Raw genomic sequence first — 16371 nt, forward strand, 5'->3', positions numbered from 1 at the left:
TGAATACGGAAAGGGTCGCTCTTGAGAGCGGCCCTTTTTGTTTGTGCAGCGCCATGCCGTCAAAGTTGCGCGCTGGGCGTAGATTGAGAGATGGCAATCTCTGCGTCGCTCATCTCTTCACCGATGCCTTCAAAGAGTGGCGTTGAGAGATAGCGCTCGCCGGTGTCTGGCAGCATGACGAGAATGTTTGCGCCTTCGGGGGCCTCCTTGGCAGCTTCGATCGCCGTTGCAAGTGTTGCGCCACCGGAGATTCCCGTGAAGATGCCTTCCTCAGCAGCGAGGCGTTTGGACCATGCGATCCCGTCCGGGCCGGCCACTTTGATCAGCTTGTCATAGCCGTTGTTGTCCAACGCTTCCTGAAGCACCCAGGGAATGAAATCCGGGGTCCAGCCCTGAATGGGATGGGGTTCAAAGGACGGGTGGCTTTCGGTGGCCTGATGCGCATCATTGCGGGTGTTTACATAGCCTGAGTCCACCAGTGCGGCGTTGGTTGGCTCAGATAAGATGATCTGGGTCTTAGGGCTTTCACGGCGCAGCACACGTGAAACACCTGCAACCGTGCCACCGGTGCCATAGCCCGTGACCCAATAGTCGAGCTGCTCACCTTCAAAATCATTGAGAATTTCGCGTGCCGTGGTGTTTTCATGCATGTCGGCATTGTCTGCCGTTTCAAACTGACTGGCCAGGAACCAGCCGTTTGCCTCTGCCAGTTCTTTGGCTTTGGTGTACATGCCAAAACCCTTTTGCGCCTTGGGTGTCAGCACGACCTTGGCGCCCAGAAACCGCATCAAACGCCGGCGCTCGACAGAGAAAGCTTCGGACATGGTGATCACCAGCGGGTAGCCTTTGGCGGCGCAGACCATGGCCAAACCAATGCCGGTGTTGCCTGATGTGGCTTCGACAACGGTTTGTCCCGGCGCCAGGCGCCCATCTTTTTCAGCGGCTTCAATGATATTGAGCGCCAGGCGATCTTTTACCGAGCCACCAGGGTTTGCCGCTTCGAACTTTACAAACATGTTCACGTGATTGGGCGCGATGCGATTTAGGCGCACAATGGGGGTGTCGCCGACAGTGTCCAGAATGCTGTCGTAGCGTTGTTTGCGGCCTTCTGTCTGTCTTGTCATGAGACTCTCCTCAAATTTGAGTGGTGCCAAAAAGGTAAGTGCTCGCCAATTGGTATGGTAGCGGCAACTGGCCGTCTTTCGAAATTAAGAACGGAGGATTGAGAGAGTGCTTGTGCCATGAGATCTGGTTCTGTGCCGGGCCAGTCGAAGCGGATCAGCGCTTTGAATTTATGATATTTCGAGAATGATTGGATTTGGCTGCGCTGTTGTTTGAGGGAGGACAAAATGTCGAACGCACTTTGTAGTGTCGCGACATTTTGGGGGGATTGCCCTCTACGAGCAGAGCTGGGCGCATTTTGCTTTCGTATCTGCTTGCCAATCCCTAAAAGTACTTCAAACAACACTTTGACTTCAGTTGGATAGGCTGAGGGCCGTGTTGTATGAAGGAGGCGGTTTCAGAAACTTCTAATGAACGACATTCTGGCGGGGTTGATCCATGCAGCCCATCTCATTTTTACTTTGGACGCGGATCTGATCGAGATTTCTGTTCGGTCGTTGCGTGTCACCCTGAGCGCCGTTGTGGTGTCGTCTCTCATAGGTTTGCCGTTGGGGTGCTGGCTCGCGGTTCAGCGTTTTCGGTTTCGCCGTTTGGTGATCGCAACCCTGAACGCATTGATGGGGTTGCCGCCCGTTGTGGTGGGATTGATTGTCTATCTGTTGCTGTCCCGTTCAGGGCCGTTTGGCGTGTTCGGGCTGCTGTTTACACCGACCGCAATGATCATTGCCCAAGTCGTTATTCTGACGCCTTTGATTGCGTCGATTTCTCATCAGGCGATCAGAGATCTGTGGGCTGAGTACCACGACCTGCTTATTTCCCTGAACACCACACGCAGGCAACGAATACTGACTCTGCTATGGGATGGGCGGCGTGCGCTGCTGACGGCATCGCTTGCTGGATTTGGCCGTGGGATCGGCGAAGTCGGGGCGATCATGATCGTGGGTGGCAACATTGATCATGCCACCCGTGTCCTGACCACTGCGATCTCTCTGGAAACCGGCAAAGGGAACTTTTCTCTCGCATTGGCGCTGGGGTTTGTTCTGATCGGTTTGGCAGTCGCTGTGAATTTGATCATTCATAGCCTCTCTCGTACGGAGGTGAGCGGGCGATGGTAGACGCAATTTTGCCTCTGAGTGTGGAAAATGCACAGGTCCGGCGGCGCGGAAAGGTTCTGGTTGGGCCGATTACGACCACTGTGTCTGAGACAGGGTTGAGCATTGTGATGGGCCCAAATGGGGCGGGGAAAACCACATTGCTGCGTCTGCTTCACGGTATGGAGCGCATTGCTCCGGGGGGGCAATTGAACTGGCAGGTGCCGGAGCCCAAAGCCCGTGGTCAGCAGGGATTTGTTTTTCAGGCGCCGATCATGATGCGACGGAGCGCTCTGGAGAATGTGGCGTATCCCTTGATCATACACGGTATGGCGCGCTCTGTGGCGCGCGACCGTGCGAAAGCGTGGCTTGCCCGAGTTGGATTACAGGGCAGTGCAGAGAAACGAGCGACGGTCTTGTCCGGAGGCGAGCGGCAGAAACTTGCCCTTGCCCGGGCATTGATCCGGCAACCCCAAATTCTGTTTCTGGATGAACCCTGTGCGAACCTAGATGGGCGCGCTACGCGTGAATTTGAGGCGTTGTTGCTGGAGATCCATCAAGAGGGCACGCGGATTGTGATGTCGACCCATGACATCGGTCAAGCGCGCCGGCTGGCGCAGGATGTCTGGTTTATTCATCATGGCCAGATCCTGGAAAAGACCCCTGCAGAAACCTTTTTTGAACACCCTGAATCCATGGAAGCGCGCGCATTCCTCCAAGGAGACATTATCGAATGAAACTCAGATCAATCTTTGTGATCGCCCTATGGGCCGCGGGCAGCGTTGCTGCACAGGCAGAGAGCCTTAAGGTGGCTGTCACGACATCGTTCCACAATTCTGGCCTTTCTGAGGTGTTGTTGCCGGAAATCAAAAAGGACACAGGGATCGAAGTGCAGCTCTTGGTGGTTGGCACAGGTCAGGCTTTGCGGCTTGGCGAAGCGGGGGATGTGGATGCCATTTTGGTACATTCCAAAGCCGCTGAAGAGAAATTTGTGCTTGATGGCTATGGGGTTCATCGACGCGAAATCATGTTTAATGATTTTGTTTTTGTCGGGCCATCTCAAGACCCGGCGGCCATCGCAGAGGCGGGATCGGCGGCTGACGCGCTTGCCCGCATTGCCGAGGGCGCGTTCCCATTTGTAAGCCGTGGCGACGACAGTGGCACCCACAAGAAAGAGCTGTCTTTGTGGACTGAAGCAGGCATCACTGGCGAAGAGCGCGCTGTTGACTGGTATAAAGAAGCCGGCGCGGGCATGGGGGCGTCACTCAACACGGCGTCGGGGCTGAATGCTTACATCATGTCGGATCGGGCGAGCTGGTTGAAGTTTGGAAACAAGGGCGATCTGGAGATGCTTTTTGCGGGCGATCCTGCGCTGTTCAATCAATATGCCTATCTTCCGGTGAACCCTGAAAAACATCCGCATGTGAAGGTCAAAACAGCGATGAAGTTGGAAGACTGGCTTGTCAGTGATCGCGCCCGCGACTTGATTGACGGCTATGTGCTGGAAGGAGGACGGCTGTTTGTGTTCAACGCAAAACGTTGAGACAGCCGCAGCTTATTCTTCTGGCACCGAATGAATCGCAAATTGCTCCAGCTCGGCATCGGCTGGGGCAATCGAGCGAAATTGCTCCCGCACGCCCGCGTCTGTTAATTCGCGCACCACTGTGAGCAGCGTGTTGGAGGCATGATCGGCGCACAGGTCTGCCATGTGCGCCAGCTCCTCAGCGGCCACAGGCCGGGCAGCTTCCAGAGACGGGGCGCCATAGATTTCGACAAAATGCTGTGCAAGGGCGTCTGTCAGGGCTTCGAGTTCGGCGGGTTCGATCGCCGTCACGGCCACAAAGGTCACGCGCCCGAAGGTTTCCACGCCCAGCCAGCCATTGGTGAAAGCTTGCCGCGCCTTGCCGGTGAGATCTGCGTCCGACCAATTGGAGAACTCAAAGCCACCGCTGATGGCCCATTCTCCCGTGCGCGCTGGGTTGTGATAGACCCTCTGGTCGCTTTCATCAAAGTGGATGGCACGTGCGAGCAGCATCAATTGTTTCCTTCCAAAAGGGTTGTGAGGGGGAGCAGACGGGTGTCTTGATCGCTGCGCAGCATGGCGCCGAAGCGTTCGTCGGTGCCGACGAAAGTGCCCGTTTCCAGGGTGTCGCCGATCGTCCAGTGCACTTCTTCGCCGAGATTGTGGGCAAGGCCGCGCCATTCGCCATTGAGGGCTGCGAGGCCATCGTCTTCCATGCGGTTGATCCAGACAAGAGAATGGCGGACCCAGGCGCTGAGCAGATCTTCGGGGGGGATGTCGACACAGCCCTCTTCATAGAGGGCTGTTTGATCAGGTGTGTCCCCCGGCGTGTCTGCGTTGGCCGGGATCAGGGGCAGTTCGAGGCCGACCACAATCCAGTCGGGCATGGCGTTGGTATCTTCTGTTGAAGCCGCCACGCGCAGCTGACCGCAGCGTGCACCATTCACCAAAATACCGCCCGGCCATTCCAAATGTACAGCGACCTCGGGCGGGGCCAGGGCACCCAGCGCATTTTGAAAGCCGATGGCACAGCTGATCAGCACGGGCATGGCTTCGCTCAAGGTGACTTCAGGGGCAAAGACAATCGCAGCGCGCAGCTGGTCGGCGGCCAGATTATAGACCACCAACCCCGCATCACAGCCCATGATGGCCTGTGTCTGCGCCTTGGCAAAGGGATCCGCCGCACCCGAAAGCGCGAGGCCTTCAAAGAGCGGCGGGAATTGCGGTGCTGCCCTCATGCGGTGCCATCCGCAATCAGTTGACGCGCCAGTTTGCGGAAGACCTGTGCTTGCGGTGAGTCCGGCTTGGAGACAACAATCGGTGCCCCGCCATCCGCGGCCAGACGGATATCCATCGCCAGAGGAATTTCTGCCAGCAGCGGCACGTTCAACTTTTCGGCTTCCGCCGCGACGCCACCATGGCCAAAGACATGTTCTTCGTGCCCACAATTGGAGCAGATATGGGTGCTCATGTTTTCGATCATGCCCACGATGGGTGTGCCGAGTTTTTCAAACATGTTGATGCCTTTGCGGGCATCCAAAAGCGCGATATCTTGCGGGGTGGAGACCACAAGCGCGCCGGTGAGCTCTGCTTTTTGCGCGAGCGTCATCTGCACATCGCCGGTGCCAGGTGGCAGATCGACGATTAGCACATCGAGCGCACCCCATTGCACCTGATTGAGCATCTGTTGCAGGGCGCCCATCAGCATGGGGCCACGCCAGACCACAGCTTCTTCTTCGCGGGTCATGAGGCCGATCGACATCATGGTCACGCCGTGGTTGCGCATGGGGAGAATGGTTTTGCCATCCGGGCTTGCAGGGCGGCCAGAGACACCAAGCATGCGCGGCTGTGAGGGGCCGTAGACATCGGCATCCAGTAGGCCAACCCGCCGACCTTCGACGGCCAAAGCGGCGGCGAGATTCGCTGAGACCGTGGATTTGCCCACGCCGCCTTTGCCTGAGGCGACGGCAAGAATACGGTCGATGCCGGGAATTTTTTGCGGGCCTTGGGGCTGGCTGGGACGGGAGGGTTTGAGATCGGGCGGCGGGGATTTCGCCTCATGTGCGGTCATGACAATGGCCACTTTGGAAACCCCTTCAAGCGCGTTCAGGCGGCTTTCAATGTCGGCCTTGATCGGCTGCATTGCCTGTGCGCGCGATGGGTCGATTTCCATCACAAATCGCACCTCGCCATTGTCCACAGAAAGCGCACGCACCATGCCCGAGGCCACCAGATCGCTGCCAGAAGCAGGGTCAGTGAAGTCTTTGAGAATATTTAGAATGTCGTCGCGGTTAGGCATTCATTCACGTCCTTTGATTTCGCCGGTGACCACATGCTCCATCTCCACTCCATCGATGGTGAGCACCATCTTGGCATTGAATGTCTTTCCTGCGGTGGCCTCAGCCCCCGCCGCGCGCATGGCTTCCTCGATGGCCTGCTGGCTTGTCACGCCAACCTGCTTCAGGAACTTGCGCATACTCATGTTGAAATCGTCGCTCATTGCGGTGTCCTTTGCTAAAACGCGCGTCTTAGGCGCGCGTGTTGACGCGAGCCGTGAGCCGCGCCTAGGTTTGCTACATGGTGATATCTCGGATGGCACGATGGGTTTTGGCAATGGCGATCAGCATCGCCGCCATGGCTGGTGCCGCTTTGGCGCAGGGGAAAACCACCACGCTTTATGTCGCGCCGCACCTCATCGAAACTGGTGTGATCAAATTTATGATGCCACGGTTCATGCTTAAGCACGGGGTGCGGGTCACGCTGGTGGAGGATGTCAGCGTGGGTGCTGCGGCGCTGGTGGCAGATGGGCAGCGCGCGGTTTTTTCCAAAGATGGCGTGACCTATGGGCTGACTGTTTCCAACGCAGATGATGTTCATATGGCCACCTTTGCCAAATGGCTGACCGGAGAGGTCGGTCAGCGCACGGTGCTGACGTACAAACGAGATGGCGCAGAGATTTTTGCGCCCCCGGTTGTCACCGAAGCTGCGGTTGAGGCGACGGTGTTTGACGGGGACGCCACGCGCGGGGCGGATCTGGCGCTTACGGCTTGTGGTCGTTGCCATGTCGTAGGTGAGGCCAACCGGATGTCGGGCATCGGCTCCACCCCCAGTTTCGCTGTCTTGCGCAGTTTGGCGGATTGGGAGGAGCGTTTCGCGGCCTTCTATGCGCTGAACCCGCATCCGGCATTCACGGTGATCCCGGATTTGACCGAGCCGTTTGACGAAACCCGGCCGTCGCCCATCAGTCCGGTCACTCTCAGCCTTGAGGAGCTGGAGAACATCCTGGCTTATGCCGCGACGGTGGTTCCGGCAGATTTGGGGAAGCCGATTGCGCATCAGTGATCCCGGCGCTTGCTGAAGTAATCCTCAGATGTACGCACGCGCGGGCGATCTGCTGCCGCAAAAGGATTGCTGGGCTGATGGAACTGCGCGTTCACACGGCAATCATCACACATCTGGATCATCCGCGCCGCATCTGAGGTGGCGAACATGGCGTGTTTGCCTGCGAGTTTGTCCATGATGCGTTCGATGGTGGATTTCACCCCAAACGGCGTGCCGCATTCCACACATTCAAAGGGCTCTTCTTCATGCACAACCTGTTGGGTGAGCGCAGCATCTGAGGTGTCGAATTGGGGCACCAGAGAGATCGCGTTTTCGGGGCAGACGTTGGCGCAGAGGCCGCATTGCAGGCAGGCGTCCTCCTGAAAGCGCAGCTGCGGCTTGTCGGGGTTGTCTCCCAGTGCGCCTGCCGGGCAGAGCGACGCGCAGGACAGGCACAATGTGCAGGCGTCTTTGTTCACCAGTACGGCACCGTATGGTGCGTTTTCTGGCAACTCAATTGGGGCGTCGAGCGCTGGCTGTAGCGCCTTTGCGGCCAATCGCGTGACTTGCCGGCGATTGCCAAGAGGCAGTATTGGAGTTTCCACCTCAATAGCTGGTGAGGCGCTATAGAGCATATCGCAGAGCGCGGTTGGCTCCTGTGGCTCCAGCAGGCGGAGAACACCAGATGTGCCGCAGAGAGCCTGAGCCAGAGAAAGTTCCGTATCGAGTGCGCTGCGGTCTGTTGTTGGGGACACCAGAATGTCCACGCTTGCAAAGCCGCTGGCGAGGCTCGCGAGCATTTCGGCATGGCCAAAGCCGCTGACGCGTTCAAGGTCCATCGGGATAACATCCGCAGGCAGGCCGCGATCAAATCGTGCGGCAAGCGCGATCATCTCTGCGCCGAAACTGCGGTCATGCACCAGAAGGCGCGGCGCGGTGCCGCCCGCAGAGCGATAGGCCTCTGCCAGAGCGTTGATGCGGGCAAAGAGCGCGCTTGTGGGCGGGTCATCATAGGTGATTGCGCCAGAGGGGCAGAGCGCCGCGCAGGCACCGCATCCGGCGCAGATGTTTGGATCGATATCCACATGATCGCCTGCAGGGTGGATTGCAGAGGTCGGACAAGCGTCCAGACACTTGGTGCAAGCTGTTTGTTCCGCACGTGAGTGCGCGCACAGGTTCGGCTCAAGTGCCAAATAGAGCGGTTTCTCGAAGGTTCCGACCAAATGGGAGGCTTCGAGGATAGCGGCGTGCACGGCGGACAGGCTGTTTGGATCGGCACTCAGGTAGCCTTCGCGTTTTTCCGGGGCAGGCACCAATGCCGGTTCACCGCGCAGATCAAGGATGATGTCGCAGGTGGTTTGTGCGCCGTCACGCGGGTCGCCGAATTTCAATGCGCCCCGTCCGCCGGGTTCAAGTTGTTGTAGTGCGTCGATGCGAACCTCGAACTGACCGAGGGCGCCGGAAACACGTTTGATTCGGCCTGCGATCACGTCGCAACTGCGATCCAAAGGCGTGTCGCTGCCGCTAGGGACCAGCACGGTGACGCTGAGAAACTCTGTGAGCTGGCGGGCCGCAGTTATGGCGACATCTGGCGCGCCCAAGATCAGGCACTGGCCTTCCGATGTGATGTCGTAGGTTTTTGTCTCCGGGGATGGGCGCAGCGCATCTGCGAGTAAAGCAGCCATTTTGGGCGTCGTTTGATCGGTCTGATCTGACCATCCTGCCCGGTCGCGGAGGTCCACACACAGGGGCGGCTCAAGGCCAAGATCGTCGGCAAGTTCGACGAAGAAGTCTTGCTCTTGCTGGCAAGCGACGATGGCGTTTTCGCCTCCGCCCGTTGCTTGCAACAACTCTGCGGCCTGGGGGGCTTGCGTGGTGCAAAGGCCGCTGTGAACTTTTGAACATGTCACTCCGGTTGAAGCAGACAAAGGCGCGCCTTCCAGTGCAAAGCTGTTCGAACAATTACACAATATCAAAGTCTTGGACATGTCTTCCTCCCGTATTCGACGCTGGATTTCTCGCCGAACGCTTCAAAGAAATGCATGAATCTCAGGTGCCGTAAAGCCTTACAAACATGACAAAAATCGTCGGGTAGAGGCTTGCAAGACCAAGTGATTCTATAGGTCTTTGAGGGCGTGTGGACAATCTGACCACGCTTTACCCCGGGGCAGCGCGCGCGGGATCAAAATGTCCAGTTTCGACCGACAATGAGCCGGGATTTACGTTTTCCTTTTGTGATTTCACATCGGCAGGGGATCATAGGGATGCGCCGAAAAAAATTCTGGGCGCGGGAGGAGAACTAAAGCCGCATGCGTAAAGCGCCGGTTTCATTGCCACTGGGCATCGTTATTCGTAGGACACCCTCGGTAAACCGTTGGGTGCCTTTTGCGTGGCAAGCTGTTGCTGTGCTCCCCGGCGCGGCGCAGGCCGATTGGCAGGTGTTGCGAGAGGAAGGTGAGGCAGTCGAATTTCATGCCGCCACGGTGCCTCTGGAATTGTGGCACACAGATACGGAGGCGTATCTTGCCACGTTGTCCGCACGAGTGCCCTCAATTGGCGTCGTGATGCGGGAGACCGAAGACCCTGACGCGGAGCACCCATACGAAATCTTGCTTGCGACGGCTTCGGCTTATGAATTCCAAGACTACGCGGACAGCGGTGAGGAACTATTGGAACTGGTGCCTATGCCAGAGGGGCTGGTTGCGTTCCTGCGCGACTTTGTTCAGGCGCATCATGAAGAAGAGATTTTTGTGAAGCGACGTCGTGATAAGAAACGCATCGATTTGATGGAAGATGGGCGCGGCGATGCGCGGATTTCGCAGTTGAGTGACGTTTTTCGGGCGCCACGCACTGGGAGGCCACATTGAGCCGGGGTGGAGATTTCTGGGCGCGCCGCAAGGCTGCTGTGGCGGAGGAAGCTGCCGAAGCAGCTTTGGTTGCGGAACAGCAGGTGCTCGCGCAAGAGCATGCGGTTCTTGAGGAAAAGACAGACGCTGAGATTTTGGCGGAATTGGAGTTGCCGGACCCTGATGCGCTGGAGCAAGGCGATGATTTCACCGTGTTTCTTGCAAAAGCGGTGCCAGAACGCATTCGCCGCCGCGCACTGCGCAAACTTTGGCTGACCAATCCGGTTTTGGCCAATCTGGATGAGCTGGTCGATTATGGTGAGGACTTCACCGACAGCGCGATGGTGATCGAGGGCATGCAGACCGCCTATCAAGTGGGCAAAGGCATGCTGAAACATGTGGAAGAAATGGCCCGTCAGGCGGCGGAGAAAGAGGCTGCTGAGGCGGGATCTCTCGTCGAAGCTGAGGCCGCCGATGACGCGGTCGAAGATGTGACTGAGGTGTCGCCAGTAGAGATGGAAGAAATGCGGGATGGCGGCTTAGAGGGAGCCCCGGTAGCGATGGCGTTTGAGGGCGAAGATGCAGAAATTGCAAGCGGTGTCGCCGAAGCCGCGGAGCCGGACCCCGTAGCCCCCGTGCGCCGCCGCCTGCGGTTTGAATTTGCAGGAATTGAACAGACTGAGGGGATGACACAGGAATGAGCGAAGCCGTCAAGGATACTGTGATCGCTGAAGAGGATCTGCTGCGCGCGGATCTTTATGACTTTCTTGCTGCGTTGCTATCAAGCCCGCCTGACACAGCTTTGCTGCAGCGTGCCGCGGGACTTGGCGGCGATGATAGCGAACTGGGGCGCGCCATCAGTACGCTTGCGCGTATTGCCAAAGCAATGAAAGAGACGGCTGTCGAGCGTGAGTTCAATGCGCTGTTCATCGGTTTGGGGCGTGGCGAGTTGATGCCCTTTGCCTCTTATTACCTTACGGGGTTCCTTAACGAAAAACCGCTCGCCACGCTGCGTTCGGATATGGCCGGTTTGCGGATTACGCGCGCGCCGAACGTATACGAACCCGAAGACAATATTGCGAGCTTGCTGGAAATGATGGCCGGGATGATCCGGGGCCGTTTTGGCGCACCTGTGCCGTTGGGGCGTCAGAAGGATTTCTACTTCACCCACATCGCGCCCTGGGCCGAGCATTTCTTCAGCGATTTGGAAGCGGCACAGAACTCAGTGTTCTATGCCCCTGTGGGCACTGTGGCCAAAGCGTTCCTTGAGATTGAGACACAAGCGTTCCGCATGGGGGCGGAGTGAACGTAAACCGAAACGTCGGGCCCCAACCGACATGAAGAAGGAGCAGACCATGAGCCAGCCAGAGGAAAAAGGCGCCAGCCGGCGTGATTTTCTGAAGCTCGCCACGACGGCAGCCCCAGCTGCAGCCGCAGTGGTGGCGCTTTCGCCTGATACGGCGGAAGCCCAACCGGCTGATCTGTCCAGCAACAAGATGCAGGACACCGCGCACACCCGCGCATACCTCGATAGCGCCCGGTTCTGATCGGACGGTATCCCCGCCCCCGACCACCGGTTGCGTGACGCCCACCGGTCGGGATCAAGGAAGTACCTAGCAAGTTCCCGATAAGGGACAGCAAGGGAGGAAACTATGCTTAGGAAAAAGACCAACGGGGTTGCGCGACGCCCCCAGCGGACAAGTATCCTGTCTGTCGCAGCTGAGAAAGCTGTGGACCGCCGCACATTCTTGCGCGGATCCGGCCTCGCCATCGGCGGGTTGGCAGCAATAGGTGCCACTGGAGGCACCGTCACTCAGGCGCAAGCCCAAGACGCCGCAAACACTGCCGTTCAAACAGTCAAATCCGTCTGCACCCACTGCTCTGTGGGCTGTACGGTTGTGGCTGAAGTGCAAAGCGGCGTTTGGGTCGGTCAGGAACCAGGTTGGGACAGCCCGTTCAACCTTGGCGCCCATTGCGCGAAAGGCGCTTCAGTACGTGAGCACGCCCATGGCGAACGCCGTCTGAAGTATCCGATGAAAAAAGAGGGTGGTGAGTGGAAACGCATCAGCTGGGAACAGGCGATCAACGAGATCGGCGACGGCATGATGAAGATCCGCGAAGAAAGTGGCCCGGACAGCGTTTATTGGCTCGGCTCTGCCAAGCACAACAACGAACAGGCCTATCTGTTCCGTAAGTTTGCCGCCTATTGGGGCACAAACAACGTGGATCACCAGGCGCGTATCTGTCACTCCACCACGGTTGCAGGTGTTGCAAACACATGGGGCTACGGCGCCATGACCAACTCCTACAATGACATTCACAATTCCAAAGCCATCTTCATCATTGGCGGCAACCCAGCCGAAGCCCACCCGGTTTCGCTGTTGCACGTGCTGCGCGCGAAAGAGCGCAACAACGCACCGCTGATCGTATGTGACCCGCGCTTTACCCGCACGGCGGCGCATGCGGATGAATATGTGCGTTTCCGTCCCGGCACCGACGTGGCGCTGGTTTGGGGCATCCTGTGGCACATCTTCGAAAACGGTTGGGAAGATAAAGAGTTCATCCGCACCCGTGTTTGGGGGATGGATCAGATCAAAGAAGAAGTGGCCAAGTGGAATCCGGAAGAAGTTGAACGCGTCACAGGCGCGCCGGGGGAACAGCTGCGCCGCGTCGCACGCCAGATGGTGAACAACCGTCCTGGCACTGTGATCTGGTGCATGGGTGGCACACAGCACACCAACGGTAATAACAATACGCGTGCGTATTGTGTGCTGCAGTTGGCGCTGGGCAATATGGGCACAGAGGGTGGCGGCACCAACATCTTCCGCGGCCACGACAACGTGCAAGGCGCAACGGACCTTGGCGTTCTGTCCCACACGCTGCCCGGCTACTATGGCCTGTCCGCAGGCGCATGGGCGCACTGGGGCCGTGTCTGGGGTGAAGATGGTGATTGGCTGAAAGGCCAGTTTGCGACCACCACCGGTGCTGACGGCAAAGAGAAGTCGCTTCAGAACCTCACCGGGATTCCGGTGTCGCGCTGGATCGACGGTGTGCTGGAAGATCCAGAGAACATGGACAACCCCGACAAAGTGCGGGCCATGGTGCTTTGGGGCCACGCGCCGAACTCGCAGACACGCGGTAAAGAAATGAAAACAGCGATGGAGAAGCTGGACATGCTGGTCGTTGTCGACCCGTTCCCAACCGCTTCTGCTGTTATGCAAGACCGCACCGATGGCGTGTATCTTCTGCCGGCCTGTACGCAGTTTGAGACCCGTGGGTCCGCGACCGCGTCCAACCGCTCTTTGCAGTGGCGTGATCAGATCATTGAACCGCTGTTTGAGAGCAAGCCGGACCATGAGATCATGGGGCTCTTTGCCAACAAGTTTGGCTGGGCAGACCGTTTCTTCCGCAACATCGAAATGGAAGACGAGAACACCCCGAATGTGGAAAGCATCACCCGTGAGTTCAACGCTGGTCTGTGGACGATTGGCTACACCGGTCAGTCGCCTGAACGCATCAAGCTGCATATGGCAAACCAGCACACCTTTGACCGCACGACGCTGAAAGCGAACGGTGGTCCGGCGGATGGTGACTACTATGGTATGCCGTGGCCATGCTGGGGCACGCCAGAGATGAAGCACCCGGGCACGCCAAACCTCTATGACATGTCCAAACGTGTCTCTGAGGGTGGTTTGACCTTCCGCGCCCGCTTTGGTGTAGAACGTGACGGTGACAACCTTCTGGCCGAAGGTGTGGCAAGCCTCGATTCCGAAATTCAGGATGGCTATCCAGAATTCACAATGCAGATGCTGATGGATCTGGGTTGGGATGGCGATCTGACGGATGAAGAGCGTGCTGCGATCGATGCGGTGGCCGGACCCAAGACCAACTGGAAAACCGACCTGTCAGGCGGCATCCAGCGGGTGGCGATCAAGCACGAATGTGCGCCATTTGGGAACGCGAAAGCCCGTGCCGTGGTTTGGACCTTCCCGGATCCTATCCCGCTGCACCGCGAGCCGCTCTACACCAACCGTCGTGATCTGGTGGCGGATTATCCGACCTATGAGGATCGGAAATTCTATCGTCTGCCAACCATGTACGCCTCGATCCAGAAACAGGACTTCAGCAAGGACTATCCGCTGATCCTGACGTCCGGGCGTCTGGTGGAATACGAAGGTGGCGGGGATGAAACCCGTTCCAACCCTTGGCTGGCCGAACTGCAGCAGGACATGTTTGTCGAGATCAACCCGCGTGATGCGAACAATCTCGGTGTGCGTGATCAGGCGCAGGTGTGGGTCGAAGGTGCCGAAGGGGCCAAGGTCAAAGTGATGGCCATGGTGACCGAACGCGTCGGCGAAGGTGTGGTCTTCATGCCGTTCCACTTTGCGGGCCATTTCGAAGGAGAAGACCTGCGGAGCAAGTATCCGGCAGGGGCCGATCCATATGTGTTGGGCGAAGCCACCAACACGGCGCAGACCTATGGCTATGACAGCGTGACTCAGATGCAGGAGACCAAAGCGACTCTCTGCAAAATCTGGGCAGCATAAGGAGGAAGAGAAATGGCACGAGCGAAATTTCTCTGCGACGCGGAACGTTGCATCGAATGCAACGCCTGCGTCACGGCCTGTAAGAACGAGCACGAGGTGCCTTGGGGCATCAACCGGCGTCGCGTTGTGACAATCAACGACGGTACACCGGGTGAGCGTTCGATTTCTGTGGCATGCATGCATTGTTCAGACGCGCCTTGTATGGCGGTCTGTCCGGTGGATTGCTTCTATCAGAACGAAGAAGGTGTGGTGCTGCACTCCAAAGACCTGTGCATTGGCTGTGGCTATTGCTTCTACGCGTGTCCGTTTGGCGCGCCGCAATATCCGCAGGCAGGCAACTTTGGCAGCCGCGGCAAGATGGACAAATGCACCTTCTGTGCAGGCGGGCCGGAAGAGAACCACTCCACTGCGGAATTCGCCAAATATGGCCGAAACCGCATCGCGGAAGGCAAGCTGCCGATCTGTGCGGAGATGTGTTCCACCAAAGCCCTTTTGGCGGGTGACGGGGATGTTGTCTCCGCGATCTACCGCGAACGCGTTGTGGCGCGCGGTTTTGGCACCGGCGCCTGGGGCTGGGGCACCGCTTATGAGCAAAAAGGCGGCTGATACCGTCTAAATCACCGGCGGCGGGTTTTCTTGCCGCCGGATTGATACTTTGAAGACTTCTTCATGCGCGGTTTTGGGCACAGCTCTGACCCCATGGTTTCAGATAAAATGAGGATGTGATGCGCGCGCTTCTCTGGATGGCTCTTTCGTTCATGTTGGCATTGCCAGCTTTGGCTCAAGACACGACACCTGATCGCAGCTTAACGGGCGGCGCTCAGACGCTCGAAGATATTATGGCACGGCAGCGTGGTGAAAAGCTTGATGACAGTTTCCGGCGCGATGCGACTGGCCAAGGCAATGTCGAAGCGTTGATAGGACAGCTGGGTACGCGCGGGGTTGCCTCAGATTCCGAAGTGTTTCGTGCGTTGCGCTACGGCAGTGCAAACACAACAACACAAGCCAGTGGCCCAACCAGTACTTTGCTTATTCAAGACAGCGGTATGACCTGGCTCACGTTCCGTGAAGGGCCTTTGATCCAATATGGGTTTTATCTGCTGGGCGGCATGACAGCAGTGATTGCCTTGTTTTGGCTGGTCCGTGGCAAGATCTTGATCGAAGGCGCAAAGACAGGCCGCAACATCATTCGGTTTTTGGCAATCGAACGCTTTGCGCATTGGTTGATGGGGATATCTTTCATCATTCTGGGGATTACGGGCCTGGTACTGCTGATTGGGCGCAAGTTTATCATCCCATGGATGGGACACGAGGCCTATGCCTCGATCGCTTTGGCCGGGAAGTGGGTGCACAACAACATTGCATGGGCGTTTATGCTTGGCCTGCTCATGGTGTTTGTCATGTGGGTACACCACAATATTCCGGACCGTACGGATCTCAAATGGCTTGCCAAAGGGGGCGGTCTTTTTGCCAAAGGTGTGCACCCACCTGCCAAGAAATTTAATGCCGGACAAAAGATCATTTTCTGGTCTGTGATCGTGTTGGGAGTTTCGATTTCAGCTTCGGGTCTTGCACTGCTCTTTCCGTTTGAGCTGCCGATGTTTGCCAAGACGTTCAACGTTTTGAACATGCTCGGCCTGCCCCAGCTGATCACAGGAGCGCCCTTGCCAGAGGTTTTGTCTCCCTATGAGGAAATGCAACTTAGCCAGATCTGGCATGGCGTCATTGCCTTTGTGTTCATCGCCATCATCATTGCCCATATCTATTTAGGGTCTGTCGGGATGGAAGGTGCCATTGATACAATGGCGACGGGCGAAGTGGATGAGCAATGGGCCAAAGAGCACCACTCCATCTGGTATGAAGAAGAGCTAGCCAAAGCGCAGGCGAAAACCGCGGCTGATCAGGCAACCCCAGCGGAGTGA

At 57.6% G+C, this 16371-nt stretch carries 17 protein-coding genes; 11 read left to right on the forward strand and 6 right to left on the reverse strand.

Annotated features, from left to right (window positions below):
* Positions 1–59 precede the first annotated feature (59 nt).
* Positions 60–1124: a cysteine synthase A gene (cysK, locus tag J7413_RS09785; RefSeq protein ID WP_209097894.1), complete on the reverse strand. Its 1065-nt coding sequence runs from the start codon at positions 1122–1124 to the stop codon at positions 60–62.
* A gap of 408 nt (positions 1125–1532) precedes the next feature.
* Between cysK and J7413_RS09790 the strand changes: the two genes are divergently transcribed.
* From J7413_RS09790 to J7413_RS09800, 3 genes are read left to right on the forward strand one after another with little or no spacing between them, the layout of a single operon-like run.
* Positions 1533–2237 (forward strand): ABC transporter permease, encoded by a 705-nt coding sequence (locus tag J7413_RS09790; protein WP_209097895.1) that lies wholly within the window; start codon positions 1533–1535, stop codon positions 2235–2237.
* Positions 2231–2950 (forward strand): ATP-binding cassette domain-containing protein, encoded by a 720-nt coding sequence (locus tag J7413_RS09795; protein ID WP_209097896.1) that lies wholly within the window; start codon positions 2231–2233, stop codon positions 2948–2950. Before J7413_RS09790 ends, J7413_RS09795 begins: the two co-directional genes overlap by 7 nt.
* Positions 2947–3756 carry a substrate-binding domain-containing protein gene (locus J7413_RS09800; protein WP_209097897.1) on the forward strand — a complete coding sequence of 270 codons (810 nt, stop codon included), beginning with the start codon at positions 2947–2949 and terminating at the stop codon, positions 3754–3756. Before J7413_RS09795 ends, J7413_RS09800 begins: the two co-directional genes overlap by 4 nt.
* 12 nt (positions 3757–3768) lie before the next feature.
* Here J7413_RS09800 and J7413_RS09805 read toward each other — a convergent pair whose 3' ends face one another.
* The 4 genes from J7413_RS09805 to J7413_RS09820 are packed head-to-tail and all read right to left on the reverse strand — an operon-like array spanning position 3769 to position 6235.
* Complete coding sequence (locus J7413_RS09805; RefSeq protein WP_209097898.1) at positions 3769–4248, reverse strand: DUF6505 family protein; 480 nt, start codon at positions 4246–4248, stop codon at positions 3769–3771.
* Positions 4248–4973: a biotin/lipoate--protein ligase family protein gene (locus J7413_RS09810; protein ID WP_209097899.1), complete on the reverse strand. Its 726-nt coding sequence runs from the start codon at positions 4971–4973 to the stop codon at positions 4248–4250. Before J7413_RS09810 ends, J7413_RS09805 begins: the two co-directional genes overlap by 1 nt.
* Positions 4970–6034 carry an iron-sulfur cluster carrier protein ApbC gene (gene apbC, locus J7413_RS09815; protein ID WP_209097900.1) on the reverse strand — a complete coding sequence of 355 codons (1065 nt, stop codon included), beginning with the start codon at positions 6032–6034 and terminating at the stop codon, positions 4970–4972. The genes J7413_RS09810 and apbC overlap by 4 nt, the downstream gene beginning before the upstream one ends.
* Positions 6035–6235, reverse strand: a complete 201-nt coding sequence (locus tag J7413_RS09820; RefSeq protein WP_209097901.1) for a DUF6494 family protein — start codon at positions 6233–6235, stop codon at positions 6035–6037.
* 92 nt (positions 6236–6327) lie between these two features.
* On the opposite strand from J7413_RS09820, the gene J7413_RS09825 reads away from it, so the two are divergent.
* Positions 6328–7077, forward strand: a complete 750-nt coding sequence (locus J7413_RS09825) for a hypothetical protein (protein ID WP_209097902.1) — start codon at positions 6328–6330, stop codon at positions 7075–7077.
* Here J7413_RS09825 and J7413_RS09830 read toward each other — a convergent pair.
* Complete coding sequence (locus J7413_RS09830) at positions 7071–9044, reverse strand: 4Fe-4S binding protein (RefSeq protein ID WP_209097903.1); 1974 nt, start codon at positions 9042–9044, stop codon at positions 7071–7073. The genes J7413_RS09825 and J7413_RS09830 overlap by 7 nt on opposite strands.
* 321 nt (positions 9045–9365) lie before the next feature.
* Here J7413_RS09830 and J7413_RS09835 point away from each other — a divergent pair, with 321 nt between their 5' ends.
* The 7 genes from J7413_RS09835 to J7413_RS09865 all read left to right on the forward strand — a co-directional run bounded on the left by J7413_RS09835 (position 9366) and on the right by J7413_RS09865 (position 16371).
* Complete coding sequence (locus J7413_RS09835; RefSeq protein WP_209097904.1) at positions 9366–9923, forward strand: DUF3305 domain-containing protein; 558 nt, start codon at positions 9366–9368, stop codon at positions 9921–9923.
* On the forward strand, positions 9920–10603 hold the full coding sequence (locus tag J7413_RS09840; RefSeq protein WP_209097905.1) for a DUF3306 domain-containing protein: 684 nt from the start codon (positions 9920–9922) through the stop codon (positions 10601–10603). Before J7413_RS09835 ends, J7413_RS09840 begins: the two co-directional genes overlap by 4 nt.
* Positions 10600–11208, forward strand: coding sequence for a molecular chaperone TorD family protein (locus tag J7413_RS09845; protein ID WP_209097906.1), 609 nt, complete (start codon positions 10600–10602; stop codon positions 11206–11208). The genes J7413_RS09840 and J7413_RS09845 overlap by 4 nt, the downstream gene beginning before the upstream one ends.
* 49 nt (positions 11209–11257) lie before the next feature.
* Entirely contained in the window at positions 11258–11449 is a 192-nt protein-coding gene (locus J7413_RS09850; protein WP_209058538.1) for a ubiquinol-cytochrome c reductase iron-sulfur subunit N-terminal domain-containing protein, read from the forward strand.
* Between the two features lie 105 nt (positions 11450–11554).
* Positions 11555–14449: a formate dehydrogenase subunit alpha gene (locus tag J7413_RS09855; RefSeq protein WP_209097907.1), complete on the forward strand. Its 2895-nt coding sequence runs from the start codon at positions 11555–11557 to the stop codon at positions 14447–14449.
* Positions 14450–14461: 12 nt separating this feature from the next.
* The gene (fdh3B, locus tag J7413_RS09860) at positions 14462–15055 is read left to right on the forward strand and encodes a formate dehydrogenase FDH3 subunit beta (protein ID WP_209058542.1); all 594 of its coding nucleotides are present in this window, start codon (positions 14462–14464) and stop codon (positions 15053–15055) included.
* A gap of 119 nt (positions 15056–15174) precedes the next feature.
* On the forward strand, positions 15175–16371 hold the full coding sequence (locus tag J7413_RS09865) for a formate dehydrogenase subunit gamma (RefSeq protein ID WP_209097908.1): 1197 nt from the start codon (positions 15175–15177) through the stop codon (positions 16369–16371).

Origin of the sequence: Shimia sp. R10_1, from assembly GCF_017744095.1 — a bacterium.
Classification (GTDB): Bacteria; Pseudomonadota; Alphaproteobacteria; order Rhodobacterales; family Rhodobacteraceae; genus Shimia.